Consider the following 24,923-nt stretch of genomic DNA (forward strand, 5'->3'; position numbering starts at 1 on the left):
CATGTCAGACCCGATGGCCGAAATCCGGGCGTCTTTCTTCGTGGAATGCGAAGAATTGCTCGAAAGCCTGCAAGACGGGTTGCAGACGATCTTCGACGGCGCCGGTGACAGCGAAACGGTGAACGTCGTCTTCCGGGCGGTCCACTCGATCAAAGGCGGTGCCGGCGCCTTCGGTCTCGATGCCCTCGTCGCCTTTGCCCACCGGTTCGAGACCGCTCTCGACGACATGCGCGCCGGGCGCCTGGCCCCGGAGCCGTCGGTTTTGAAACTCTTCTTCTCCTGTGGCGATGTGCTCGCCGATCTGGTGCGGGAAAGCCGCGAAGGTCTTCCCCATGACGGCGCGCGCAGCGCCCCAGTTCTCACGGACCTCGACGTCCTCCTGGGCAATATACCCACGCCCGAGGAGGATCCGATCGACTTCGAAGTCACGACCCTCTCGCTCGACCTGGGCGATGGCTTGCTTGACGATGCGCCGGTCGCGACGCCCGCATGGACCATCGACTTCAAGCCCCGCGCGATCCTTTATGCCAATGGGAATGAACCGCAATTCCTGTTTCGGACCCTGCGCGATCTTGGCGACTTGACTGTTTCCGCCGACGACACGGAGCTTCCCGATCTGCACCACCTCGACCCCGAGCACGCCTATCTCGGTTGGCGGATCAAACTCGAAGCGTTCGTGGAGGCCGCCGGCATCCGGGAGGTCTTCGATTTCGTCGAAGGTCTCTGCGATCTGACCATTGCGCAACCGCTCGCCCCTGTCCCCGAGGACGGCTTCGAGGACCTGCCCGACCTTGCGCGGCTGCAGAGGGTCGAACCAGTATCGACGCCGCTGATGGTCCCAATGCCGGACCCGGCGTCGATCCCCGCCCCGCCGCCGCAGACGCCAGCCCCCCGCGCGACCGTCCGCGTCGACCTCGACCGCATCGACCGTCTGGTCAACCTGGTCGGCGAGATCGTCATCAATCAGGCCATGCTGAGCCAGAGCGTCGCCGCCGCCGGGTTCCCGCCCAATTCCCCCGTGCGCACCGGGCTTGAGGAGTTTCAGCAACTCACCCGCGACATCCAGGAAAGCGTGATGATGATCCGGGCCCAGCCGGTGAAGTCGCTCTTCCAGCGCATGTCGCGCATCGTGCGCGAGGCCTCGGCCACCGTGGGCAAGGACGTGCGCCTGCGCACCGAAGGCGAGAATACCGAAGTCGACAAGACGGTCATCGAAAGGCTCGCCGATCCGCTGACCCATATGATCCGGAATGCGGTCGATCACGGTATCGAAGCGGGCGACACACGCGAGGTGTCCGCAAAACCGCGTGAAGGGACGATCACCCTCACCGCTCTTCATCGGTCCGGTCGCGTCGTCATCGAAATCGGCGACGACGGCGCCGGAATCAACCGTGCGAAGGTGCTCAAGAAGGCGATCGAACGGGGCCTCGTCCCTCCGGACGCGCAACTCGGCGAGACCGAGATCGACAACCTTCTGTTCCTGCCGGGCTTCTCCACCGCGGACGAGATCTCCAACCTGTCCGGGCGCGGCGTCGGCATGGACGTTGTGCGCAGTTCGATCCAGGCACTGGGTGGCCGCATCACCATCCAGTCCGAACCGGGCAAGGGCACGACGTTCTCGATATCCCTGCCTCTCACCCTCGCCGTGCTCGACGGCATGGTCGTGAGCGTCGCCGATGAAACCCTCGTGGTTCCGCTCAACGGCATCCTCGAAACCCTTGCCCTGACACAAAGGGATCTGCGTGTCTTCGGTCCGGCCACTCATGTGATCGACATCCGTGAGACCATCGTCCCCCTCATCGATCTGGGGGCCGAACTGGGCTATCGCGAGCCGCTCGAGGACTATACCGGCACCGTGGTGCTTCTGATCGGGCAGGAAGACGGGCTGAACGCTGCCATGGTTGTCGACAGTATCGAAGATCAGCGCCAAGTCGTGATCAAGGGGCTGCAGGACAATTTCGGCCGGGTTCCGGGCGTCGCGGCCGCTACGATCCTCGGTGACGGGCAGATCGCCCTCATTCTGGACCCCGTCGACCTGATCACTCATGCCAACGGCCGCACGCGACCCTTTGCGGCGCGTGCACTCCCTCCATCACAAACGTCCCCGACCAGTTGAGGTGCCTCGATGAGCGAACGATTGACCCCCGACGGCAAACGCAGCGACTCTCAGCATCGCGAGTATCTGTCGTTCCTCGTGGGCGGGCAGGACTACTGCGTAGACATCATGCAGGTTCGCGAAATCCGGAGTGGGGCCCGTGCGACGACGCTCCCTCATGCGCCCGACTACATGCGCGGCGTCATCAACCTGCGCGGCACCGTCCTCCCGATCATGGACCTGGCCACCCGCCTCGGCATCCTGGTCGACACCGCGTCGGCCCGCAGCGTGATCATCGTCGTGGCCCTCGGAGACCAGATCGTCGGTCTGATGGTCGACGCCGTGTCCGACATCCTTGCCGTGGCGAGCGAAGACCTCCAGCCCCCGCCGGAGCTTCCCGCAGACGACCAGCGCCGCTTCGTCTCGGCACTCACCATCAAGGATGACACCATGATCCGGGTCCTGGACCTCGCCACTGTCTTGCCCCGCAAGGTCACCGAGGTGGCATGACCGAAGCAGGGACCGCCCATGACCCATTCTCTGGCCAACGTCGCGTTGTCACCGGACGCCTTCAGGGTGATCGCGCGCCTCGCCCATGACGAGGCGGGGCTCGCCATCCCCGAGACGAAATCCGCCATGGTGCGCACGCGGATCGCCCGAAGGCTCCGCGCGCTCCACCTCTCGTCGTTCGAGGATTACCTCGACCTCATCCAGTCAGACGCGGGGCACGCCGAGATCACGATGATGATTTCAGCGCTCACCACGAATGTGTCGAGTTTCTTTCGCGAAAGGCACCACTTCGACACTTTGGTCGCTTGGCTCGCGAACCGCGGTTCCGCCTGGACGGCGCAAAGCCCGGTCCGGATCTGGTCCGCCGGATGTGCGCTCGGGCAAGAGCCGTTTTCGATCGCGATGTCCATCCTGAAGCATTTTCCGGACAAGGCATCCTGCACCCGGATCCTTGCGACCGATATCGACCGGGAGGCCCTGCGATTTGCGCAGGCGGCGATCTATCCCACTCACATGTGCGAGGGGCTTGCAGCCGAGGATCGGCACCAGTTCCTTTCGCAGGTCCCCTCGGGTCACCGCGTCACGCAAGACCTGCGGGACATGGTCCATTTTCGGACGCTCAACCTGCTCGAATCCTGGCCAATGAGAGCGCGCTACGATGCCATCTTTTGCCGCAACGTGGTCATCTATTTCGATCAGCCCACGAAGGAAGACCTCTGGCACCGGTTTCGGACCCTCATGACCCCCGAGTCGCGCCTCTTCGTCGGCCACTCCGAACGGCTGCCCGAGACCGAAGAAGCCCATTTCGAAAAGGTGGGCGTGACCTGCTACCGTCCCCGCCCGAACACCCCATAGGAGATCATCGATGTCGTTGAGAGACCAAATCAAAGTTCTTGTCGTCGACGACATGTCGACGAGCCGCGGCCTTATCACACAGGCGCTCGATGCCATCGGGATCAGGCAGATCGATACGGCGACGAACGGTCGTGACGCCTTGGAGTCCATCCGCAAGCGGTCCCCTCATCTGGTGATTTCGGACATGAACATGCCGGAAATCAACGGCTTGCAGCTGCTCCATGCCATCAGGACCGACCCCCGCACCACGAATACCGGCTTCTTGTTGATCACGTCCAAGGTCGACAAGTCGATCATCGAGACCGGCAAGAAACTCAGGATGAACAATTTCCTGCCCAAGCCGTTCCAGCCCGGCGATCTGACCAAGGCCATCGAGGCGATCTTCGGGAGGCTTTGATTTGACGAGAGACCTGAAGGATCTGTCGGTTCCCGCCCTCGCAAGCCTGCTTTCCACCGAGGTAGAGCTGGCACATTCAACCGTCGGCGATATCGAAAAGGTCGCGATGTTGCTGCTCGCGAACGTCGATGGGGATCAAGACTCGATGATCTCCATGGAAATGCAGAATCTCGATTATCTGCGGCAGCATCTGGAGGATGTGTCGACCTTCCTGAAGGCGCTGGTTCTCCTGCACGGATCGCAAGACAACGCCGCGTCCGAGGTCAACCTCAACCTCGAAGCGGTGCGGGAGCGCCTGCTGGGCCAAGGGCTGGGTCCCACCCCCCGCCGCGACCAAACAGATGTCGAATGGCTCTGATCCTGCTCGGGCGTTCCGAGGCAGGAGCCAGTGACCTGTCTTCAGCAGATCCAGAAGGACCGAATGACGCGGCAGATGCGCACTCGGTCACAGTTCGACGCTCGTAGTTGCGAGAGCCGTTCCTGACGGTTCACCTCTGCATCGCTCAGGGTGCCGGGCTTGGAGCCCGGCTCCCTGCCCGCTAGAATAGGATCGGGTCCGAAGGTCCCACGCGAGCGATCTTTCCGTCCTCTGGCAACTCCGTGTCCGTGACCAGTTTCACGCGGGCTCGGCCAGTGCCGGGCCAGAATTCGACGCGCCGCGCCTGTGTCCCGCCGGTGTCCTTCGCGGCTATGTCGATGCCCTCGTCCCTCAGGAAGTCGGTTACGAAGGCCGCATTCCGCTGTCCCGCGTCGGACGGTTTGCGCAGCAGGTGCGAGCCCCCGAAAACCTTGGCCTTCAGTTGACCGCGACGGGCGCCGAGCCTGTAGAGACCGTTCAAGAGAAGCTCCATCGAGTTCACGCCGAAGCCAAAGGCCTCCGATGCGTTGCGGGTCTGGTCGACGAAGAGCACATGGTTCATGCCACCGATCTGTCGGCCGGGATCCCAGATGCAAGCCGCGACGCAGGACCCGAGGAGCGTGGTGATGGTCGCCGTCTCACCACCATCGATCGCGTATTCTCCCTGGGATATGTGTCGGCGGCCTGCTCGATGCGCGAAGATGTCTGTCATCAGAAGGTCCGATCGAAGCCAGCGGTCCTAGAACTCTTCCCAGCCGTCGGACAGGCCCGCGACGGCCGGCCCGGCGTTGACCACGGCGACGAGGGGCTGAACCGGTCTTGGCTGGGGGGCCGGTTCGATCTTCCGGTGTCTGACGGGGTCATTCGCACCCCCGGTCTTGAACCGGGCCATGGAGGTGGACAGGGCTTCCGCCTCTCTCGTCAGGGCATGGCTCGCTGCGGTCGTCTCCTCGAACATGGCGGCGTTCTGTTGCGTGACCTGATCGAGCTGCGTCATGGCCGCGTTGATTTCGCCAAGGCCCACGCTTTGTTCATTCGCGCTTGTGGCGATCGAAGCCACGTGGCGGCTGATCTCGGAAACGGAGGCGACGATACCCTTGAGTGCTTCGCCGGCCTCTCCAACAAGGTCCACGCCACGGCGCACCTGGCTATCGGATTGGGAAATGAGCGCGTTGATCTCGCGTGCGGCGTCGGACGAGCGCTGAGCCAGCGCCCGAACTTCCGAAGCGACGACCGCGAAACCGCGTCCCGCCTCGCCGGCTCGGGCCGCTTCGACGCCGGCGTTCAGGGCGAGCAGGTTCGTCTGGAACGCGATGTCGTCGATGACTCCGGTGATCTTGGAGACCTGGACGGACCCGGCTTCGATCTCGCTCATCGCAAGAACCGCTTCCTGTACGATGGAGCCCGATGCTTCGGCGTTTTCCCGTGCCTTCAGGACGATTTCGCTGGCGTTCATGGCCCCTGCGGCGGCAGAGCGGACAGAGGATGTCAGCTCGTCGATGGCCGCAGCGGTTTCTTCGAGGGTCGCGGCCTGTTTTTCCGTCCGCGCCGAAAGATCGTCGGCCGCCGCTGAGATTTCCGAGGCCTCTCCGGTGATCAGGTTTGCGTTCTCGATCACCCCGCGCATCGCGTCGAGCATCCGGTCGGCAGCGCGGTTGAAATCGTCCCGCAATTGTTCGTAGTCCGGCGCGAACTTGTCCTCGATCCGGTTCATCAGGTCCCCTTCGGCCAGACGTTCAAGCGCGTTGCCGAGCGCCGCGACGACTTCGTCCTGCGACTGCTTGGCTGCCAGGCGGGCGGCTTCGGCCGTGTGGGTGGCGCGGCTCGCGTCCGTGACATCGTTGCCGATCAATATGATGCGCAGCAATTGACCCCGGGCATCGAGCACGGGAGTGAAGCCGCCGTCGATCGTTGCGACCTCGCCGTCCTTTCGGACCAGGCCGAACCTGCCATAGACGGATTCTCCGGCCCGCAGGCGTTGGAAGGCATCGCCCCGTTCACGGGTGAAAGCCTCGTCGAACCGGAACATCTCGTCGCTGCGCCGAGATTTCAGGTCGTCCATGCCGCACCCCATCGCCGAGAGAAAATGGGCATTGACCGAAAGGACCGCACCTTCGACGCCGAAATCGGCCTTGATCTGGTTGGCCTCGATAGCGGTGAGAACTGCCTTGTTCATGAAATCCGCGGTCTGATCCGACCATTCCACGACATAACCCTCGATCACACCGGCCTCGGAATCGACCGCACTGATCGAGAGGCGGAAACGGGCCTCTCCTACGTTGATACTTGTCACGTAAGGAAGGTTTTTGGGGTTCTGGAGTAGCGCGCGAATGCGTGCCTCGAGTGCCGGGGCATGGAAGGTGCTCATGTCGCTTCCCACCACGCGGGCGGCGTCGAACTTGGCCGAAGTCTTCACGAAGTCCTTCTCGTAGTGGCGAATCAACTCGGTCAGCGCTTCGTTCGTGGCGTCGATCCGCATGTCGCGATTGACGAGCATCATCGGTGCGGACGAGCTTTCGAACGCCCGGCTGCGGAAGCGGGCGACCCGGGCGGACTCGGCCCCGGCTTTCAGGGTCTGGCGCAGCTGGTCGACGGCCTTGCCGATATCGCCAAGCTCATCTCCCCTCTGGGCCGTATCTACGGGCGTGTCGTAATCCTCTTCGGCCACGCCCGCCACGAGGCGTGCCGTGCGCACCATGGGCGTCGTGATCCATCGACGGATACCCAGAACCAGCAGCGCCATGCCCAACGAGGCCGTCGCGGCGGCGATCGCGATGACCCGGCGTTGGCCCCGCATGGCATCCGCAATAGCGGCGTCCGACGACCAGGCAAACGCGATGGCACCCACCACCTTCCGGTCCACCCCATATCGGACGGGCGCGGCCACAAGCATGCCGTCGTCGGATAGGGCGTCGGCGTTCGTGCGGATCGCGTCGTCCGAGATTGCCACCAACATGGCGTGGACATGGTCCCCTGGCCCATAGGCCGATATGACAGCCCCCGTCGTGTCGACCGCGAGGCCGTAGACGGCGCCTGCACCCGTGTCGTCGATGACCGAGCCGAGTGACAGGACGAGGGCGTCCTTGTCGGCGAAGGCCACCGCGCCACCGACGGTCGTGGCTTGCGACTGGGTCACGCTCAGCGCCGAGCGCGCGAGGGCAGCGTGGAGTTGCGCCACCGTCGTCCTCGTATAGAGCGCCGACGTCAGGACGGTCATGATGGCGACCATGACGAGTATGACGGCGGCGAGTTTCAGGAAGATGGAATTGACCCGGAACGCGGGCTTCAAGGGCGTGGCGTGGCTGCTCATGGTAGGCTCCGTCAAGATGATGTGCATGAGGGCGTCAGAACAGGATTTCTGCGTCGATGCCCACGGTCATCGCGCCGATGATCAGACCCGTTTCGGGATCCCTGATCGCGAAGGAGGCCTGCGCCTGATAGCTGTTGGAGGACTCGTCCTTCTCGATCTCCGAGAAATGGCGCGCAAACGGACCCTTGCCTGCCGTTTGGGAGAACTTCTCCTCGTCGCCCTGCCAGTAGTCAGACGTCGGACCGCTCGCCGCGACGTTGAGACCCTGCGAGTCCATGACGAAGATTTCCGTGATTCCGGCTACCTGTGCGATCCTCTCCCTCAGGAAAACCGAGGCGGCATTGTCGACCACGGCCGAGATGGTGGGCGTCTCAGGCTGGCCGACTTCGGCGCGCCAGGTGGCGTCGAGCCGGTCGATGTCCGCCTGAGACAGCCCGTCATGGACGATGTTCTGCGCCCGGATCGCATCCAGAAGAACCGGGTCCGTGGCCCAGCCGATCACATGCGTGTCGAGAAAGGCGCCCATGGCGGACGCGTCATCATCGGCAAGTGCGGGACAGATGGACGTCAGGGCGAAGGCAGTGGCAAGCAGTGCGGATTTCATGGTCTCTCCAATCCAGGTCGTCCCCACGGATGGGGTTCCTGTAGAGAGACTATGTCCGGGCTCTTTCGATACCGTTAACGCCCGCCCGGTCGGCGGCGCGGTCGGAACACGAAGGCAATGCATTGCCTGCCCGAAAAGAAAAGGGCCGCCAGATCGGCAGCCCTTTTCCTGTAACAAGATCCCTGGGGATCAGCGCTTGGAGAACTGGAAGCTCCGGCGGGCTTTCGCCTTGCCGTATTTCTTCCGTTCGACCACGCGCGAGTCGCGGGTCAGGAAACCTGCGGCTTTAAGCGCAGGGCGCAGCGAGGGTTCGTAAAGCTGGAGCGCTTTCGAGATGCCGTGCTTGACCGCACCGGCCTGACCCGAAAGACCGCCACCGGCAACCGTCGCGTAGACGTCGAATTCACCTTCGACACCGGCCACCTGGAAGGGCTGGCGCAGGATCATCTGGAGCACGGGACGTGCGAAGTAGGCGTTCATTTCCTTACCGTTCACGGTGACCTTGCCTGAGCCCGGCTTGATCCACACGCGAGCGACCGCGTCTTTACGCTTGCCGGTCGCGTAGGAACGGCCGAGCGCGTCGCGCTGGGGTTCACGCGGGGCGGAGATTTCGGCGACGGCGGCAGAGGTGCCGGAGACAGCCGCGTTCAGCTCGTCGAGCGATTTGATTTCTTCAGCCATGATCAGCCCTCACGCGAGTTTTTCTTGTTCATCGACTTGACGTCGATCACTTCCGGCGACTGCGCTTCATGCGGGTGCTCGGCGCCGGCATAGACGCGGAGGTTGGTCATGATCTGACGCGACAGACGGTTGCCGGGAAGCATGCGCTTGACCGCGAGGGTCAGGACGCGTTCGGGGTATTTGCCTTCGAGGATCTCACCGGTGGTGCGGTTCTTGATCCCGCCCGGGAAGCCCGTGTGCCAGTAGAACCGCTTGTCGGTGCGCTTCTTGCCGGTGAGCTGGATCTTGTCGGCATTGATCACGATGACGTTGTCGCCGCAATCCATGTGGGGGGTAAAGGACGGCTTGTGCTTGCCGCGCAGACGCATGGCGACGATCGAGGCAAGACGGCCCAGAACAACGCCCTCGGCGTCGATCACGACCCATTTCTTCTCGATGTCTGCCGGGGTAGCAGAGAAAGTTTTCATGTCATTCGGCCCTTGGTGGGTTTCGGATGACGCGCTTCTAATGGTTTTCGCGGCCCGGTCAAGCGCCACGTAGCACGCAAAAGCGTTGCTTTTCAGAGACTTGCGTTTTCGGTATTATTTTACCCCAGCCATTCGCACGATAAAACTGCGCAGACGGCGTCAATGGGCCGTCAGAATGGCCTGCACCTCTGCCGAGGCGGTCAGGCGGCTTTGGAACGCCTCGAGCCGCGAGCGGTGGTCGTTTTCGGTTTGAAGCGTGAGGAGACGGCCGTATTCCTCCACGACATCGAGGCTCCGAGTCTGCCAGGCCCGGATTGCGAGAACATGCTCGGCACGCCCGCCTCCCCGTCCCGCTCCTTCGCGGAAGAATTGCAGGATATGGCGCTCATCGGCGAGATCCAGGATCGCTGGGACAAGCTCCTTCTTCGACAGTTGTGCGAAACGGTCGAGCACGCGACCGTCGACCTCGGGATTGCGAAATTCGACCGGTCCGATCTCGCGCGAAGGGAGCTTGAGCCTCGAGCGCGTGACCGATGCGGGCCCCCAGGGGCGATACCCGAGACCCCTCACGCAGGCGACAATCATCTCGACCGGTTCCCAGACGATCTGGAGCACCGGGATCACGCGAACCATACCAGAGCCATGCAACCGGACCTGCATCGCGATCCCACCCCACATTTCGTCATTCATCTGCCACACGGCCAGCCCGCGGCGCTGCCGGGTCATCCCCAGCGCGACCAATTGGCCCGTACAGGCCTCGAGCACCGCTTTCGTGTGTTCATCCATCTTGCAGCCCGCGCCCACCCCGCGTTCCAATTTGCCTGATCATACTCTCCCGCCGCAGGTTTGAAGAGGGCAATCCGGAGTTTTCCCCTGAAAACAATCGGTTTCCAAGGTGCCGAAAGGACAATTCGCGGCCCAAAGGCGCTTCTTCCCGGATTGCGAAACGGCCGTGACGTCGAGCGCACTTGATGGGCAGGGATTTTTATCGTCCGGCCCCTAGTCCGGCTGAAGGATCTCACCCCGGATGAGGCCGAGAATCGTGCGTAGGCCAAGGCCGATGACGACCACCACCAGCAGAAGAAGCACGAAGAACCCGGCCGCGAGGTGGAAGGTCGTGCCCTCCAGCCGCGCGAAGAGGAAGGAGGCGATGGCGAGCGCGGCAAGGGGGAACGACAGCGCCCACCAACTCAGCGCGAAGGGCAACCGGACGAGGCGCGGCACCTGCGCCAAGACCAGCGCGGCGAAAATATAGGCGAGCGAGATCAGAACCCGCGCGAAACCGTCGACATGTCCGACGAGGCCGACATAGCTCACGAAGGCGACCGACGGCGGTGCGATGAGGATGACCATCGTCGGAAAGAGCCGGGCGGGGATCGGATCGTGAAACACGAGGCGGTTCATCACCATCGTGAGGAGCACGCCCCAGAACATCATGCCGCCGGAAAAGAACAGCCATGACGTCTCCAGATATCCCATCCGGACGCCGGCGACGGGCACGATCACATTTCCCACGGCCGGTATGAACCACGCGGGCGTCAGGTGCCCCACCTCGAAGCTGCGATGGCTGATCCAGCCGCTGACCACCGCGATCGTCAGCACGCCCTGCCCGACCACGCCCACCAGCCAAAGCCCCTGGGCCACAGCCGGCGCAAGCTCGAGAAGCGCGGTCGCCGTGAGGAGAAGAGAAATGGAGAAGGTCGGGAAGAAGGCCAGTTTCACCGGATGTTGCCACTCGGCCTTCACCGCGGCGAAATGCGCCGCGAGCTTGCTTCCGTAGAGCGCCGCGATCACTGCGAAGATGCCAAGGGCGCTCCAGAACACCCCTTGCGACAGGATTTCGGTCCAGGGGGAGAACGGCGCGGCCGCATTCAGTGCGAGCGCGAGCCCCATGAGCCCCATGACCACGGCAAAGAACGTTACCGGAAAATACTCGAGCCTGTGCATCCACGCCGTCCCTTGCCTGTCCCTTTGCCGCCCAGATGACGCGGGCACCGGGCCCGCGTCAATGGCGCGCGGCCTTGCCGGATCGGCGCTTAGGGCCCCGGTGGAATGGAATAGGTCATCGACGCACGCGCCACCGGCCTGTCATCGCCTTCCGAGAAGATCAGCACATCGCCCACGGCCAGGACTTTTCCCAGCTTCAGGATACGGGTTTCTCCGCGCAGATTCGTCGCCGCCGCCGGTTTGCGCATGAAGTCGATGGCGCAATTCGTCGTGACGGCGAGCGCCTTGGGACCCACCATCGCCAGAATGGCGAGATAGACCGACACATCGGCCAGCGCGAACATCGTCGGACCCGAGACGGTCCCGCCCGGACGCAGGTGCTTGTCGGCCACGTTGGCGCGGGTGACGAGGTGCATCGGGGTCACATCCATCACCTCGAACTCGCCCGCCACCTGTGGGAAGTGGTCGTCCAGAAAGCTGTTCAGTTCATCGAGCGTCATCGAAAGTTGCATGTTTTCCACCTCGCTGTTCCGGCCTATCGTTGGCCAAAGCCACGCAGGAGGACAAGATGGCCGAGCTTCTGATCCGGGAGGACGCGGCGTCAGTCGCGCATCTGACGCTGAACAATCCGGGCGCACTCAACGCGCTGTCTGACGACATGCTCGCCGCGCTGAAGGCGACCTTCACGGACCTGATAGCCGACACGAGCGTCAAGGCCGTGATCCTTTCCGGTGCGGGCAAGGCCTTCTGCGCGGGTCACGACCTCAAGGAAATGCAGGCCGGTCGCCAATCGCCCGACGGGGGTGCCGCCTATTTCAACGATCTCTTCGCGCGTTGCGGCGAGGTGATGCAACTGATCCCCACCCTGCCCCAGCCGGTCATCGCCCAGGTCCACGGCATCGCCACCGCCGCCGGGTGCCAGCTTGTTGCGTCCTGTGACATGGCGGTCGCCGCCGAAGGCACGCGCTTCGGCGTGAACGGCGTCAACATCGGCCTCTTCTGCTCCACCCCCATGGTGGCCCTCTCGCGCAACGTGCCGCGCAAGCAGGCTTTCGAGATGCTCACCACCGGCGAGTTCATTGACGCCACCCGGGCCCGCGAAATTGGCCTCGTCAACCGCGTGGTCGCGCCCGAACATCTCGAGGACGAAACCCGCGCCCTGGCCGCGACCATCGCGAGCAAGCTCTCGTCCGCCGTCAAGATCGGCAAGCAGGCCTTCTACGAACAGATCCAGATGCCGCTCGACCAGGCCTATGACTTCACGCGCGAGGTCATGGCGGTCAACATGATGAACGCGGACACGGCGGAAGGCATTCAGGCCTTCATCGAAAAGCGCAAACCAGACTGGCCGCAGTGACGTTTGCTCGAAAACAGGGCTAACGCGGAGGGGCCCCGCTCCACCTTCATCGCCCGCGCCGTCATCCGTCCCCTCGGTTCGACGCGCCCACCCCCTTCACATTTGATCAAATTCGGCGGATAAGGTCACGCCCTACATCTTCCGGTTCCAGATGCCCTACTCCGTAACAGATCAAACACCGACAGCAGTTCTCATCGCAGGGCTCGACCCCGCGCGGATCGGTGCGCTGGCGCAGGCTTCCGCCACCGCCTATCTCGCCGCTCGTCCCCGCATCCGCGCTGCGCAGGTGACCGGCACCTCGCCCTTCCTCGACGCCGTCCCGATGCACTGGATGAAGGACTGGCCTTTGCCCGCCCCCCTGCTCGTGGCCGAGGCCAAAGGCTCCATCATCACCGATATCGACGGCAACCGGCTCGACGATTTCTGCCTTGGCGACACCGGGTCCATGTTCGGCCATTCCCCCGCCCCGCTGGCCGAGGCGATCCGCGAACAGGCGGCGCGCGGGCTGACCTACATGCTGCCGACCGAGGCCGCGGACCTTGCGGGAGAGCACCTCACACGGATCTTCGGCGACTACCGCTGGCAGATCGCGACGACCGCGACCGATGCAAACCGTTTCGCCCTGCGGGCCGCCCGCGCGATCACCGGCAGACCGAAGGTCCTCGTCTTCGATGGCTGCTACCACGGCACAGTGGACGACGCGATGGTGACGTTGTCCGACGGACAGACCGTAAATCGTCCCGGCCTCGTCGGTCAGGTCACGGATCTCTCCACGCTCGCCGTGGCCGCGACCTTCAACGACCTGGCCTCGGTCGAGGCCGCGCTGGCGAAGGGCGACGTCGCCGCGATCCTGACCGAGCCGGTAATGACGAACTCCTGCATGGTGCTGCCGGCTGCGGGTTTCCACGACGGTCTGCGGCGACTCGCCACTAAGTATGGCGCGCTCCTCATCATGGACGAGACACATACGATTTCGACGGGCCTCGGCGGCTACAGCCGGACCCATGGCCTCGATCCCGACGTCTTCGTCGCTGGAAAATGCATCGCCGGTGGGCTCGCCACGGCGGTCTGGGGGCTTCGGCCTGAGGTTGCGGAGCGCTTTCTCGCGGTCTACCGCGCCAAGCCCGCCGGCCATTCCGGCATGGGCACGACGCTTTCTGCAAACCCGCTCCAGTTCGCGGCCCTGACCGCGACACTGGCGCATGTGATGACTCCCGCCGCCTATGCCCATATGGAGGCCGGCGCCGCCCGTCTCGAAGCGGGCCTCGCTGCGGCGATCGAGGCCCATGCGCTGCCTTGGCACGTGGTCCGCGTCGGCGCCCGGGTCGAGTTCATCTGCGCCCCAGGTCCGCTGCGGAACGGCGCCGAAGCCGCCCGCGCCCATGTGCCCGACGTCGAGCGCGCGCTTCATGCGGCGCTCACCGTGCGCGGTTGTCTCATTGCCCCCTTCCACAACATGATGCTCGTCTCGCCCGTCACAACCGACGCCCAGATCGACCGCCTGATCGCGGCCTTCGACGAGATCCTTACGGAGCTGACCAGATGAACACCTGCCCGTCCGGCGCCACCCTTGCCGAGGCCGAAGCCTTTCTCGCCGCCCATCCCGAGATCGAAGCGATCGACATCGTTCTGCACGACTCAAACGGCATCGGTCGTGGCAAGATCATCCGGCGGCACGAGCTGATCCCGCTCTTCACCTCGGGCCGGCACATGCCGATCTCCATTCTCGGCCTCGACGTGGTGGGCGAGGACGTGCATGAAACCGGCCTCATCTGGGATCAGGGCGACGGTGACCTGCGCGCCTGGCCGGTGCCGGGCACGCTGAAGCGGCTCCACAACACCAGCCCGCCCCGCGCCGAGGTGTTCCTGTCGCTCTATGAACTCGACGGCCGTCCGATGACCTCGGACCCGCGCCATGCACTCGCGCGCCAGGTTGCGGCCTTTGCCGAACGCGGCCTTACCCCCGCCGGGGCTTTCGAGCTCGAGTTCTTCCTCCTCGACAATTCGCCCGGCCCGGACGGCAAACACATGCCTGCGCGCGACGTCCTCGACGGTCGGCAATCGCGCAAGACCGAGGTCTATTCGCTGGACCACCTGCACGGAATGCTGCCGCTTTTCTCCGACATCTATGCCGGGGCCGACGCGGCGGGCATTCGTGCCGAGACGTTGATCTCCGAATATGCCCCAGGGCAATACGAGCTGACGCTTCATTACCGCGACAACGTCATGCAGGCCGCCGACGACATCGTGCGCCTCAAACGCATCGTGCGTGCGCAGGCGCGGGCCCATGGCGTGACCGCCTGCTTTATGGCGAAACCCGTCGAGGACTACGCGGGCTCAGGCATGCATTTCCATGTCTCGGTGCTGGATGAAGCTGGCACCAACATCTTCGCCGAGGAGGAAGGAGCCGACTGGACTCCGACGCTCCTGCACGCCTTGGGCGGGCTCAAGGCCACGATGGGCGAAGCGATGCTGGTCTTCGCCCCGCACCTCAATTCGTGGCGGCGTTTCGCGAACCAGAGTTATGCACCGGTGTCCACGGCCTGGGGCCTCAACAACCGTTCGGTCGCCCTGCGCATTCCCGAGGGAAGCCTGAGCGCGCGCCGGATCGAACACCGCCCGGCAGGGGTGGATGCGAACCCCTATCTCGTGGGAGCGACGGTGCTGGCGGGCATCCTCCACGGCCTCGACAACCGGATCGATCCCGGCCCGGAGACCACCGGCAATGCCTATGAGGACGACAGCGCCACGACCATCCCGCGCGACTGGGGCGCCGCGATCCGCGCCGCGACCGCATCCGACTTCCTGAAAACCGCTCTTGGTGACGACATGCACCGCACCTTCACCGCCGTGAAAGCCGCCGAATATGCCCGCGTCGCCCGAACCGTGAGCGAAGTTGATTACGATCTCTACCTTCACAGCATCTGATGACGGAAACTTAGGTATACCGTCGCATACAGACTTTCGCTGCACCTGCAAATGGGTCTAGGGTTCCCCCGAGTCGCAGCGCGTCGCATCAACAGGAGCCCGTCATGGACAAGATCAAGGTCGCCAACCCCATCGTGGATATCGACGGGGACGAAATGACCCGCATCATCTGGGACCTGATCAAGAAGCAACTGATCGAACCCTACCTCGACGTGGACCTGCTCTACTACGACCTGTCCATCGAGGAACGCGACCGCACCGACGATCAGGTCACCGTGGACGCGGCGATGAAGATCAAGGAAGTCGGCGTCGGCGTGAAATGCGCGACGATCACGCCGGACGAGGCGCGGGTCGAGGAGTTCGGCCTCAAGAAGATGTGGAAATCCCCCAACGGGACGATCCGCAACATTCTGGGCGGGGTCGTCTTCCGCCAGCCGATCATCTGCCGCAACGTGCCGCGTCTGGTGCCGGGCTGGACGAAACCCGTGGTGGTGGGCCGCCATGCCTTTGGCGACCAGTATAAAGCCACCGATTTCACCTTTCCCGGCAAGGGCAAGATCACGCTGAAGTTCGAGGGCGAGGACGGCACCGTTATCGAACGCGAGGTCTATGACGCTCCCGGCGCCGGTGTGACCATGGCGATGTATAACTTGGACGAGTCGATCATCGACTTCGCGCGGGCCAGTTTCAACTATGGTCTCAACCTCAAGTGGCCGGTCTACCTCTCCACCAAGAACACGATCATCAAGGCCTATGACGGGCGCTTCAAGGATCTGTTCCAGGAGATTTTCGACAAGGAATTCAAGGCGCAATTCGACGAACTTGGCCTTTGGTATGAACACCGGCTGATCGACGACATGGTGGCCTCGTCGCTGAAATGGTCGGGCGGCTATGTCTGGGCCTGCAAGAACTACGACGGCGACGTGCAGTCTGACACGGTTGCGCAGGGCTACGGCTCGCTGGGTCTCATGACCTCGCAACTCATGACGCCCGATGGCAAGACTGTCGAGGCCGAGGCGGCGCATGGCACCGTCACCCGCCACTACCGCCAGCATCAGCGCGGCGAGGCGACGTCGACGAATTCCATCGCGTCCATCTATGCTTGGACCGGGGCCTTGAAGCACCGCGCGAAGCTTGACGACAACGACCGGCTCATGGGCTTTGCCGAAACGCTGGAACAGGTCGTGGTCGGCACCGTGGAAGCCGGCGAGATGACCAAGGACCTCGCGCTCCTCGTCGGTCCCGATCAGGGCTGGCTCACCACCACGGGTTTTCTCGATGCGGTCGACCGGAACCTGCAGAAGGCGCTGGGGTAGAGGCGCGGACACGACCGTTCCGCCACTGGTCGAGGTGAAACCGGCAACAGGTCCCGGGCGCGCGTCCCGATCGGGCGTTCGACGGCTTCCCTTTCGCCGGTCCGCGTCCTAGCGTGGCGGCAAGAGGACCCGCCATGACCGACGCCGTCGAACTTCAAGTCACCTTCCCCGACGCGCGGTCCGCGCAGGACGCCGCACGTGCGGCGGTGGAGAACCAGCTCGCTGCCTGCGCCCAGATCACCCAGGTCCAGTCGCTCTATCTCTGGCAGGACGTGATCCAGAACGACGCGGAATGGCTCGTCACCTTCAAGACACTCGCCGCGGCGGTGCCGGATCTGAGCGGCTTCCTTCGCGACATCCATCCCTATGACGTGCCCCAGATGACGGCCTTGCCCGTGGTCTGGACAACCGAGGACTACCTCGGCTGGATCGCGCGGAACGTGAGACACTGAATGCCCTACCTTATCCTCTTCTTCGCGGTGGTCGCCGAGACCATCGGAACCACCGCCCTGCAGGCGAGCCAGCAGTTCACCCGCCTTGGTCCTTCCATCGTCGTGGTGATCGCCTATGCCGTGGCCTTCGTGCTTCTGGGCTGGACGCTCAAGTTCCTGCCGGTGGGCATCGCCTATGCGATCTGGTCCGGTCTGGGTATCGTGCTCATCGCGGTGATCGGCTTTCTGGTCTTCGGGCAGAAACTCGACCTCGCAGCGCTTCTTGGCATGGCGATGATCCTTGGCGGTATCCTCGTCATCCACCTCTTTTCCCGCGCGACGCCGCACTGATGGCGTTCCTGTCGTCCCAGTCAGACCGTCATTCACTGATCGAAGATGCCTTCGCCTTTCTCACCGGCGCCGCGCTCATGGCGCTCTCGGTGCAGTTCCTGCAGTCTGCCGGCCTCTTCACCGGGCAGGTCGCCGGCGCGTCACTAATCCTGTCCTACCTGTCGGGCTACAGCTTCGGCGTGGTGTTCTTCGTTCTGAACTTGCCCTTCTATGCCTTTTCGCTCCTGCGCATGGGATTGCGTTTCACGTTGAAGAGCTTCGGGGCCGTGCTTCTGATGGCGGTGGTTGCGAATGCCATGTCGCGCCACATGGTGATCGAAGTTGCGCATCCCGCCGCCGCCGCGGTGCTCGCCGGTCTGATCGCAGGCGCGGGGCTGCTCGTCCTATTTCGCCACGGGGCGTCGATGGGCGGGATCGGAATGATGGCGCTTTTCCTGCAGGACAACCTCGGCATCCGGGCGGGTCTGGTGCAACTTGGCTTCGACGCCTGCATCTTCGTCATCGCCCTGTTCTTCTTTCCCTTCCCGCTCGTCATCTGGTCGCTTCTGGGAGCCGCCGTGCTCAATATCGTGATCACGCTGAACCACCGGCGCGACCGCTATATCGCAACGTCCTGAGCGCGCGCCCTTTCGCCATCCGCCAGAGCGTGGCACAATAAGGTCATGAATGCTGACCTTACGCCGAGACCGGACCCCGCGATGACCCATCCGCATCCCACGCCGCAGCACCCGCCCCATGTGGACGTGCCCCGCGAAGAGCCGCACTATTCGCTCTTCGAGGACTTGCAGGGCATCCTCATTGCGTCCGTGCAGGCGGCGCTCGGGATCCACCTCCTGCGCACGGCGGGGCTCATGACCGGGGGCACGGCCGGGCTCGCCCTCGTCATCGCCTACGCGACGGGCTGGAACTTCTCGCTCACCTTTTTCGCGATCAACATTCCCTTCTTCGCGATCGCCTGGTGGGCGCGCGGGCCGGTGTTCTTCGTCAAATCCATCGCTACGGTCACGCTCGTGTCGCTCATGGCCGAAGCGATCAAGCCGCTCCTCCAGATCGCCTCGATCCTCCCCGCCGCCGCTGCGATCCTCTTTGGCGTGAGCGCGGGCGTCGGGCTTCTGGGCCTGTTTCGCCACTCGGGGTCGCTTGGCGGCGTGTCTATCATCGCGCTCATCCTTCAGGACCGGTTCAACTTCCGCGCGGGCTATACCCAGCTCATCCACGACAGCGCGCTCTTCGTCATCGCCTTCCTCATCCTGCCCGCCGACAGGGTGCTCTGGTCGCTGCTGGGCGCGCTCATCCTCAACCTCGTGATTGCCTTCAACCATCGTCGCGACTGGTATGTGGTGACGTAACGGCCCGTTTGACTTGTGCACCTGCCCCGCGCCCCATGGCGGCAGGAGGACATCATGACGGAACCGGCATTGATCGAGGTGAACGGCATTCGCCTGCGCACATGGACCCTGGGCGATGGTCCGTTGGTGATCCTTGTCCACGGCTTTCCCGAGACGGCTCATAGCTGGCGTCATCAGGTCGCCGCCCTCTCCGCCGCAGGCTACCGCGTCGCGGCGCCCGATGTGCGCGGTTACGGCGGATCAGACGCGCCGGAGCCGGTCGAGGCCTATGCGATGGAGGAGATGACCCGTGATTTCGCCGACCTCGCGACGGCGCTGTCCCCCGATCCGGCGGTGATCGTGGGTCACGACTGGGGTGCGCCGCTCGCCTGGAACACGGCGCGGCTGTTTCCCGAGCGTTTCCGCGCCGTCGCGGGCCTGTCAGTGCCTTATGCCCCGCCCGGCGACCACGCACCCATCGACATCTACCACAAGCTCTTCACCGAGAAGGACCGCTTCTTCTATCAGGTCTACTTCCAGGACGAAGGCGTGGCCGAGGCCGAGCTCGAGGCCGATCCCGAGGATAGCCTCGTCAAGTTCTACTACGCATGGTCCGGCGACGCGCCCGAACACGGCTGGCCCACGGACAAGAAACACGGCGACAAGGTGCTGACCGGGCTCACCCGCCCTGATCTCCCGCTCTCCTGGTTCACCCAAGAGGACCTCGACGCCTATGCCGCCGCCTTCGAGGTCTCCGGCTTTCGCGGTCCGCTCAACCGCTACCGCAACCATCGGCGCGACCACGACTTCCTGAAGGCGCATCCGTCGAACCCGATCATCCAGCAGCCGAGCCTGTTCATCTATGGCGACCGCGACCCGGTCTTGACCATGTTCCGCACCCCGCCGGAAAAGCTCCTGCCCGCCACCCTCGCCGACCTGCGCGGTGTGCACCGCTTGCCGGGGATCGGCCACTGGACCCAGCAGGAGGCCCCGGAAACGGTCAATCGCCTGCTGATCGACTGGCTCAGGGCGCTATAGCACTGGCCTTTCCGGTCCTCCCCATGTATGCGCCCCGCAAGACGCGCATAAGGACGGACCATGGATCTTCGCAACATCGCCATCATCGCCCACGTCGACCACGGCAAAACGACGCTGGTGGACGAACTTCTGAAACAATCGGGCACCTACCGCGCCAATCAGGCGGTCGCCGAACGGGCGATGGATTCGAACGATCTCGAACGCGAGCGCGGGATCACCATTCTTGCCAAGGCGACCTCGGTCGAATGGAAAGGCACGCGGATCAACATCGTGGACACCCCCGGCCACGCCGACTTCGGCGGCGAGGTGGAGCGCATCCTGTCGATGGTCGATGGCGTCGTCCTGCTGGTCGATGCCGCCGAAGGCCCGATGCCGCAGACGAAATTCGTGACCTCGAAGGCGCTGGCGCTTGGCCTGCGCCCGATCGTGGTCCTGAACAAGGTCGACAAGCCCGACGCCGAACCCGACCGGGCGCTTGACGAGGTCTTCGACCTCTTCGCGAACCTCGGCGCCGATGACGACCAGCTCGATTTCCCGCATATGTATGCCTCGGGCCGCTCCGGCTGGGCCGACAACGAGCTCGACGGGCCGCGCAAGAACCTCGACGCGCTGTTCAAACTCATCGTCGACCACGTTCCGAAACCGCGCCAGCAGGCGCATCAGAACGAAGATTTCCGGATGCTCGCCACCACGCTCGGCGCCGACCCCTTCGTGGGGCGGATGCTGACCGGACGGATCGAGTCCGGCAAGATCAAGCCGGGCGCGACCATTCAGGCGATCTCCCGCGTGGGCCAGAAGATCGAACAGTTCCGCGTGTCCAAGATCCTCGCCTTCCGCGGCCTTGCCCAGACCGAGATCGAAGAAGGCGTGGCCGGTGACATCGTCTCGCTCGCCGGCATGTCGAAGGCCACCGTCTCCGACACGCTCGCTGCCCTCGCCGTGGACGAGCCGCTCGAAGCCCAGCCTATCGACCCGCCGACCATCACCGTGACCTTCGGCATCAACGACAGCCCGCTGGCGGGCCGTGACGGGAAAAAGGTGCAGTCGCGCGTGATCCGCGAGCGGCTCATGAAAGAAGCCGAATCCAACGTCGCGATCAAGGTCAAGGACACCCCCGGCGGCGAGGCTTTCGAAGTCTCTGGCCGTGGCGAATTGCAGATGGGCGTGCTCATCGAGAACATGCGCCGCGAGGGCTTCGAGCTGTCGATCTCCCGTCCGCAGGTCATCATGCGTGAAGAAGACGGCAAGCTCCTCGAGCCGGTCGAAGAAGCCACCATCGACGTGGACGACGACTATACCGGCGCCGTTATCGAAAAGCTGACCGGTCCGCGCAAGGGCGACCTGGTCGAGATGAAACCGGCGGGTGCCGGCAAGACCCGGATCATCGCCCATGTGCCGTCGCGCGGTCTCATCGGCTATCACGGCGAGTTCCTGACCGACACGCGCGGCACTGGCGTGCTGAACCGCGTGTTCCACGGCTGGACCCCGCACAAGGGCCCGATCGAGGGTCGGCGCGCCGGCGTGCTCATCTCCATGGAAGACGGCGAGGCGGTCGCCTATGCGCTGTGGAACCTTGAAGAACGCGGCAAGATGTTCGTCGTGCCGCAGGACAAGATCTATCAGGGCATGATCATTGGCGAGCACTCCCGTGACAACGACCTCGAAGTGAACCCGCTCAAGGGCAAGAAGCTGACCAACGTGCGCGCCTCCGGCACCGACGAGGCGGTGCGCCTGACCCCGATCACCAAGATGTCGCTGGAACAGGCCATCGCCTACATCAACGACGATGAGCTCGTCGAAGTGACGCCCAACGTGGTCCGGCTGCGCAAGCGCCACCTCGACCCGCACGAGCGCAAGCGCGCGTCGCGCGGGGCCTGAGGGCCTGCGATTGATCCGAAAGGGGCCCGGCGGTGATCGCCGGGCCTTTTTCGTTGTGCGCCATGACAAAGGGCCGGCGCTTTCGCCCGGCCCTTTCGCGTGTTGGTCCTGCGCCGATCACTCGGTGGTTTCGACGATCACCAGATCCCGTTCGCTTGCGCCCCGTGCATGATCGAGCGCCGCCTGGTATTCTTTCGAATGATAACAGGCTTCTGCTGCCTCGAGGGTCGGAAACTTGGCCACCACGTTGCGCGGCCGGTCCTTGCCTTCGAGCTGAACATAACGACCGCCGCGCGCGATGAAGGCGCCGCCGTGTTGCGCGATGGCGGGTCCGGCAAGCTCGGCATATTTCTTGTAGCTGTCCGGGTCCGTGACGTCGACATGTGCGATCCAGAGTGCGGGCATCTTAACCTCCGATGACGGCTTCGGCCGCCTTGATAGCATCTTCCGCTGCCGAGGCATCGCTGCCTCCGCCCTGCGCCATATCGGGCCGGCCACCGCCGCCCTTGCCGCCGAGCTTTCCAACCGCAGCGCGCACCAGATCGACCGCCGAAAGGCGTTCGGTCAAATCCCCGGTCACGCCCGCAGCCACGGCCGCCTTGCCTTCCACGTCCGCGATCAGAAGCACGGCGCCCGAGCCGAGCCGCGCCTTGTGTTCGTCGATGAGCGGCGGCAGATCCCGCCCGGAGACCCCCGACAGCACCTGTGCGAGGAACGTCACCCCATTTACTTCGCGGGCTTCGGCGGAGGCGCTCGGCCCGCCCGACATGGCAAGCTCCCGGCGCAGGGTCGCGACCTCGGAGGAAAGGGCCTTGCGTTCGTCCAGAATGGCCTGCAGGCGCGCCAGCACGTCCTGTTCCCCGGTCTTGAGCAGCCCCTCGACCTCGGACATGAGCACGTCGCGGCGGCGCAGTTCGCGCATCGCCTCTGCCCCGGTCAGCGCCTCGATCCGGCGCACACCGGCGGACGACGCGCTCTCTGCGGTCAGCACAAAGGCCCCGATGTCGCCCGTGCGCGCCACATGGGTGCCGCCGCAAAGTTCGATCGACCAGGTGTTCTTGTCCACGCCCTTGCCGGTCGGGGCGCGGCCCATCGACACGACGCGCACCTCATCGCCGTATTTTTCGCCAAAGAGCGCCTGCGCCCCCATCGCGCGGGCATCGTCGGGCGTCATGATCCGGGTCTCGACGGGCGAGTTCTGCCGGATGAAGGCGTTCACGTCGTTCTCGACCTTGGCCAGTTCCTCGCGGGTCAGAGCCTTCTGGTGCGTGAAATCAAAGCGCAGCCGGTCGGGCGCGTTGAGCGAGCCACGTTGTGCCACATGATCCCCGAGCGCCTCCCGCAGCGCTTCATTGAGAAGATGCGTCGCCGAGTGGTTGGCCCGGATGGTGGACCGGCGGTCGTGGTCCACGACCAGCTTCGCGCCCTGCCCGCGTTCGATCTTGCCTTCTTCGACGTCCGCGAAATGGATGAAGACGCCAGCGACCTTCCTGGTGTCGGTCACGCGGGCGCGTCCCGTGTCGGTCGTGATCGTTCCGGTGTCGCCCACCTGACCGCCCGCCTCGGCATAGAAGGGCGTCTGGTTCACGACGATCTGCACCGTGCCGGTGGCCGCCTCGACCTGTCCGCCCTCGGCGACCAGCGCCACGATCTGCCCTTCGGCGCTCTCCGTGTCATAGCCCAGAAACTCGGTCGTGCCCTTCGCCTCGGCGATGTCGTACCAGACGCTCGCATCAGCGGCCTCCCCCGACCCGGCCCAGGCCGCCCGCGCCTTGGCCTTCTGTTCGGCCATGGCGGCATCGAAACCGGCCGTGTCCACGATCCGGTCCCGCTCGCGCAGGGCGTCCTGCGTGAGATCGAGGGGGAACCCATAGGTGTCGTAGAGCTTGAACGCCGACTCGCCCGGCAGAGCGGCGCCTTCAGGCAGGCGGTCCAGTTCCTCGTCGAGCAGCTTGAGGCCCCGGTCGAGCGTTGCCTTGAACCGGGTCTCTTCGGCCAGCAGCGTCTCTTCGATCATCTTCTGGCCCTGACCCAGCTCGGGATAGGCCTGCCCCATCTGCTGGACGAGCGCCGGAACCATCCTGTGCATCACCGGGTCCTTCGCCCCCAGAAGATGCGCGTGGCGCATGGCACGGCGCATGATCCGGCGAAGCACGTAGCCACGCCCTTCGTTCGACGGCAGCACGCCCTCGGCAATCAGGAACGAGGTCGACCGCAGGTGATCCGCGATCACCCGGTGGTGGACGTTCTGGTCGCCATAGGGGTCGACACCGGTGGCCTGCGCCGAGGCCTCGATCAGCGCCTTGAAGAGATCGGTCTCATAGTTGTCATGCGTGCCCTGCAGGAGTGCTGCGATCCGTTCGAGCCCCATGCCGGTGTCGATCGACTGCATGTCGAGCGCACGCATCGAGCCGTCCTCGAACTGCTCGTTCTGCATGAAGACGACGTTCCAGATCTCGATGAAGCGGTCGCCGTCTTCCTCGGGCGAGCCGGGAGGACCGCCCCAGATATGATCGCCGTGGTCATAGAAGATTTCGGTGCAGGGGCCGCAGGGGCCGGTCGGGCCCATCTGCCAGAAGTTGTCCGACGTCGGGATCCGGATGATCCGGTCCTCGGGCACGCCGACCTTCTTCCAGATCTCGAAGGCCTCGTCGTCGGTGTGATAGACCGTGGTCATCAGGCGCGACTTGTCGACACCGAAGTCCTTGGTGATCAGCTCCCAGGCAAAGGGGATCGCTTCGGACTTGAAGTAATCGCCGAAGCTGAAGTTGCCCAGCATCTCGAAAAACGTGTGGTGGCGCGCGGTGTAGCCCACATTGTCGAGGTCGTTGTGCTTGCCGCCGGCCCGCACGCATTTCTGCGCCGTGGTCGCGCGCGTGTAGTCGCGTTTCTCGAGGCCGGTGAAACAGTTCTTGAACTGCACCATGCCCGAATTGGTGAACATCAACGTCGGATCGTTGCGCGGCACCAGGGGCGAGCTGTCGACGACCGTGTGGCCTTGACGTTCGAAATAGGAAAGAAAGGTCGAGCGGATATCGTTCAGGCTAACCATGGGTCCGGGGCTTCACTGGT

The 24,923-nt window shown here is 64.2% G+C and carries 25 protein-coding genes; 15 read left to right on the forward strand and 10 right to left on the reverse strand.

Going from position 1 to position 24,923, the window contains the following annotated elements; translation table 11 throughout:
• The first annotated feature begins 1 nt into the window (after position 1).
• The 5 genes from KJP29_RS12845 to KJP29_RS12865 are packed head-to-tail and all read left to right on the forward strand — an operon-like array spanning position 2 to position 4,215.
• Complete coding sequence (locus tag KJP29_RS12845) at positions 2-2,116, forward strand: chemotaxis protein CheA (RefSeq protein ID WP_218463935.1); 2,115 nt, start codon at positions 2-4, stop codon at positions 2,114-2,116.
• Positions 2,117-2,125: 9 nt separating this feature from the next.
• Positions 2,126-2,605, forward strand: coding sequence for a chemotaxis protein CheW (locus KJP29_RS12850; protein ID WP_218463936.1), 480 nt, complete (start codon positions 2,126-2,128; stop codon positions 2,603-2,605).
• 18 nt (positions 2,606-2,623) lie between these two features.
• Positions 2,624-3,460, forward strand: a complete 837-nt coding sequence (locus tag KJP29_RS12855) for a protein-glutamate O-methyltransferase CheR (protein ID WP_218463937.1) — start codon at positions 2,624-2,626, stop codon at positions 3,458-3,460.
• 10 nt (positions 3,461-3,470) lie between these two features.
• Positions 3,471-3,857 carry a response regulator gene (locus KJP29_RS12860; protein ID WP_218463938.1) on the forward strand — a complete coding sequence of 129 codons (387 nt, stop codon included), beginning with the start codon at positions 3,471-3,473 and terminating at the stop codon, positions 3,855-3,857.
• 1 nt (position 3,858) lies between these two features.
• The gene (locus KJP29_RS12865; protein ID WP_218463939.1) at positions 3,859-4,215 is read left to right on the forward strand and encodes a hypothetical protein; all 357 of its coding nucleotides are present in this window, start codon (positions 3,859-3,861) and stop codon (positions 4,213-4,215) included.
• Positions 4,216-4,396: 181 nt separating this feature from the next.
• On the opposite strand, the gene KJP29_RS12870 is transcribed toward KJP29_RS12865, so the two are convergent.
• From KJP29_RS12870 to KJP29_RS12905, 8 genes are all read right to left on the reverse strand, one after another.
• The gene (locus KJP29_RS12870; RefSeq protein WP_218463940.1) at positions 4,397-4,927 is read right to left on the reverse strand and encodes a chemotaxis protein CheD; all 531 of its coding nucleotides are present in this window, start codon (positions 4,925-4,927) and stop codon (positions 4,397-4,399) included.
• A gap of 27 nt (positions 4,928-4,954) precedes the next feature.
• Positions 4,955-7,525: a methyl-accepting chemotaxis protein gene (locus tag KJP29_RS12875; RefSeq protein ID WP_255553608.1), complete on the reverse strand. Its 2,571-nt coding sequence runs from the start codon at positions 7,523-7,525 to the stop codon at positions 4,955-4,957.
• A gap of 34 nt (positions 7,526-7,559) precedes the next feature.
• Complete coding sequence (locus KJP29_RS12880) at positions 7,560-8,129, reverse strand: hypothetical protein (RefSeq protein WP_218463941.1); 570 nt, start codon at positions 8,127-8,129, stop codon at positions 7,560-7,562.
• Positions 8,130-8,318: 189 nt separating this feature from the next.
• Complete coding sequence (gene rpsI, locus KJP29_RS12885) at positions 8,319-8,810, reverse strand: 30S ribosomal protein S9 (RefSeq protein ID WP_218463942.1); 492 nt, start codon at positions 8,808-8,810, stop codon at positions 8,319-8,321.
• A gap of 2 nt (positions 8,811-8,812) precedes the next feature.
• Positions 8,813-9,277 carry a 50S ribosomal protein L13 gene (rplM, locus tag KJP29_RS12890; RefSeq protein ID WP_218463943.1) on the reverse strand — a complete coding sequence of 155 codons (465 nt, stop codon included), beginning with the start codon at positions 9,275-9,277 and terminating at the stop codon, positions 8,813-8,815.
• A 159-nt stretch (positions 9,278-9,436) separates the two neighbouring features.
• Positions 9,437-10,063, reverse strand: a complete 627-nt coding sequence (locus KJP29_RS12895; RefSeq protein WP_218463944.1) for a hypothetical protein — start codon at positions 10,061-10,063, stop codon at positions 9,437-9,439.
• A gap of 213 nt (positions 10,064-10,276) precedes the next feature.
• Positions 10,277-11,224 (reverse strand): SLAC1 anion channel family protein, encoded by a 948-nt coding sequence (locus tag KJP29_RS12900; protein WP_218463945.1) that lies wholly within the window; start codon positions 11,222-11,224, stop codon positions 10,277-10,279.
• 89 nt (positions 11,225-11,313) lie between these two features.
• Positions 11,314-11,736, reverse strand: coding sequence for a PaaI family thioesterase (locus KJP29_RS12905; protein WP_218463946.1), 423 nt, complete (start codon positions 11,734-11,736; stop codon positions 11,314-11,316).
• Between the two features lie 29 nt (positions 11,737-11,765).
• On the opposite strand from KJP29_RS12905, the gene KJP29_RS12910 reads away from it, so the two are divergent.
• The 10 genes from KJP29_RS12910 to typA all read left to right on the forward strand — a co-directional run bounded on the left by KJP29_RS12910 (position 11,766) and on the right by typA (position 21,851).
• On the forward strand, positions 11,766-12,581 hold the full coding sequence (locus KJP29_RS12910; protein WP_255553609.1) for an enoyl-CoA hydratase: 816 nt from the start codon (positions 11,766-11,768) through the stop codon (positions 12,579-12,581).
• Positions 12,582-12,732: 151 nt separating this feature from the next.
• Positions 12,733-14,127 carry an aspartate aminotransferase family protein gene (locus tag KJP29_RS12915; protein WP_218463948.1) on the forward strand — a complete coding sequence of 465 codons (1,395 nt, stop codon included), beginning with the start codon at positions 12,733-12,735 and terminating at the stop codon, positions 14,125-14,127.
• The gene (locus KJP29_RS12920) at positions 14,124-15,509 is read left to right on the forward strand and encodes a glutamine synthetase family protein (RefSeq protein WP_218463949.1); all 1,386 of its coding nucleotides are present in this window, start codon (positions 14,124-14,126) and stop codon (positions 15,507-15,509) included. Before KJP29_RS12915 ends, KJP29_RS12920 begins: the two co-directional genes overlap by 4 nt.
• Before the next feature lie 104 nt (positions 15,510-15,613).
• Entirely contained in the window at positions 15,614-16,825 is a 1,212-nt protein-coding gene (locus KJP29_RS12925) for an NADP-dependent isocitrate dehydrogenase (RefSeq protein WP_218463950.1), read from the forward strand.
• Between the two features lie 134 nt (positions 16,826-16,959).
• The gene (cutA, locus tag KJP29_RS12930) at positions 16,960-17,277 is read left to right on the forward strand and encodes a divalent-cation tolerance protein CutA (protein WP_218463951.1); all 318 of its coding nucleotides are present in this window, start codon (positions 16,960-16,962) and stop codon (positions 17,275-17,277) included.
• Entirely contained in the window at positions 17,278-17,607 is a 330-nt protein-coding gene (locus tag KJP29_RS12935) for an SMR family transporter (RefSeq protein WP_218463952.1), read from the forward strand. It abuts the gene before it with no gap.
• Positions 17,607-18,224: a YitT family protein gene (locus KJP29_RS12940; RefSeq protein WP_218463953.1), complete on the forward strand. Its 618-nt coding sequence runs from the start codon at positions 17,607-17,609 to the stop codon at positions 18,222-18,224. Before KJP29_RS12935 ends, KJP29_RS12940 begins: the two co-directional genes overlap by 1 nt.
• Before the next feature lie 45 nt (positions 18,225-18,269).
• The gene (locus KJP29_RS12945) at positions 18,270-18,956 is read left to right on the forward strand and encodes a YitT family protein (RefSeq protein ID WP_255553610.1); all 687 of its coding nucleotides are present in this window, start codon (positions 18,270-18,272) and stop codon (positions 18,954-18,956) included.
• Between the two features lie 54 nt (positions 18,957-19,010).
• A complete protein-coding gene (locus tag KJP29_RS12950) occupies positions 19,011-19,973 on the forward strand; it encodes an alpha/beta fold hydrolase (RefSeq protein ID WP_218463954.1) in 963 nt (320 codons plus the stop codon).
• Between the two features lie 60 nt (positions 19,974-20,033).
• On the forward strand, positions 20,034-21,851 hold the full coding sequence (typA, locus tag KJP29_RS12955) for a translational GTPase TypA (RefSeq protein ID WP_218463955.1): 1,818 nt from the start codon (positions 20,034-20,036) through the stop codon (positions 21,849-21,851).
• A 117-nt stretch (positions 21,852-21,968) separates the two neighbouring features.
• Here the strand turns inward: typA and KJP29_RS12960 are convergent, their stop codons facing one another.
• Positions 21,969-22,256, reverse strand: coding sequence for a DUF1330 domain-containing protein (locus tag KJP29_RS12960; RefSeq protein WP_218463956.1), 288 nt, complete (start codon positions 22,254-22,256; stop codon positions 21,969-21,971).
• Position 22,257: 1 nt separating this feature from the next.
• Positions 22,258-24,903 (reverse strand): alanine--tRNA ligase, encoded by a 2,646-nt coding sequence (gene alaS / locus KJP29_RS12965; RefSeq protein ID WP_218463957.1) that lies wholly within the window; start codon positions 24,901-24,903, stop codon positions 22,258-22,260.
• Between the last annotated feature and the right edge of the window lie 20 nt (positions 24,904-24,923).

It is taken from the genome of Maritimibacter sp. DP1N21-5, from assembly GCF_019218295.1.
In the GTDB taxonomy this organism is placed as follows: Bacteria; Pseudomonadota; Alphaproteobacteria; order Rhodobacterales; family Rhodobacteraceae; genus Maritimibacter.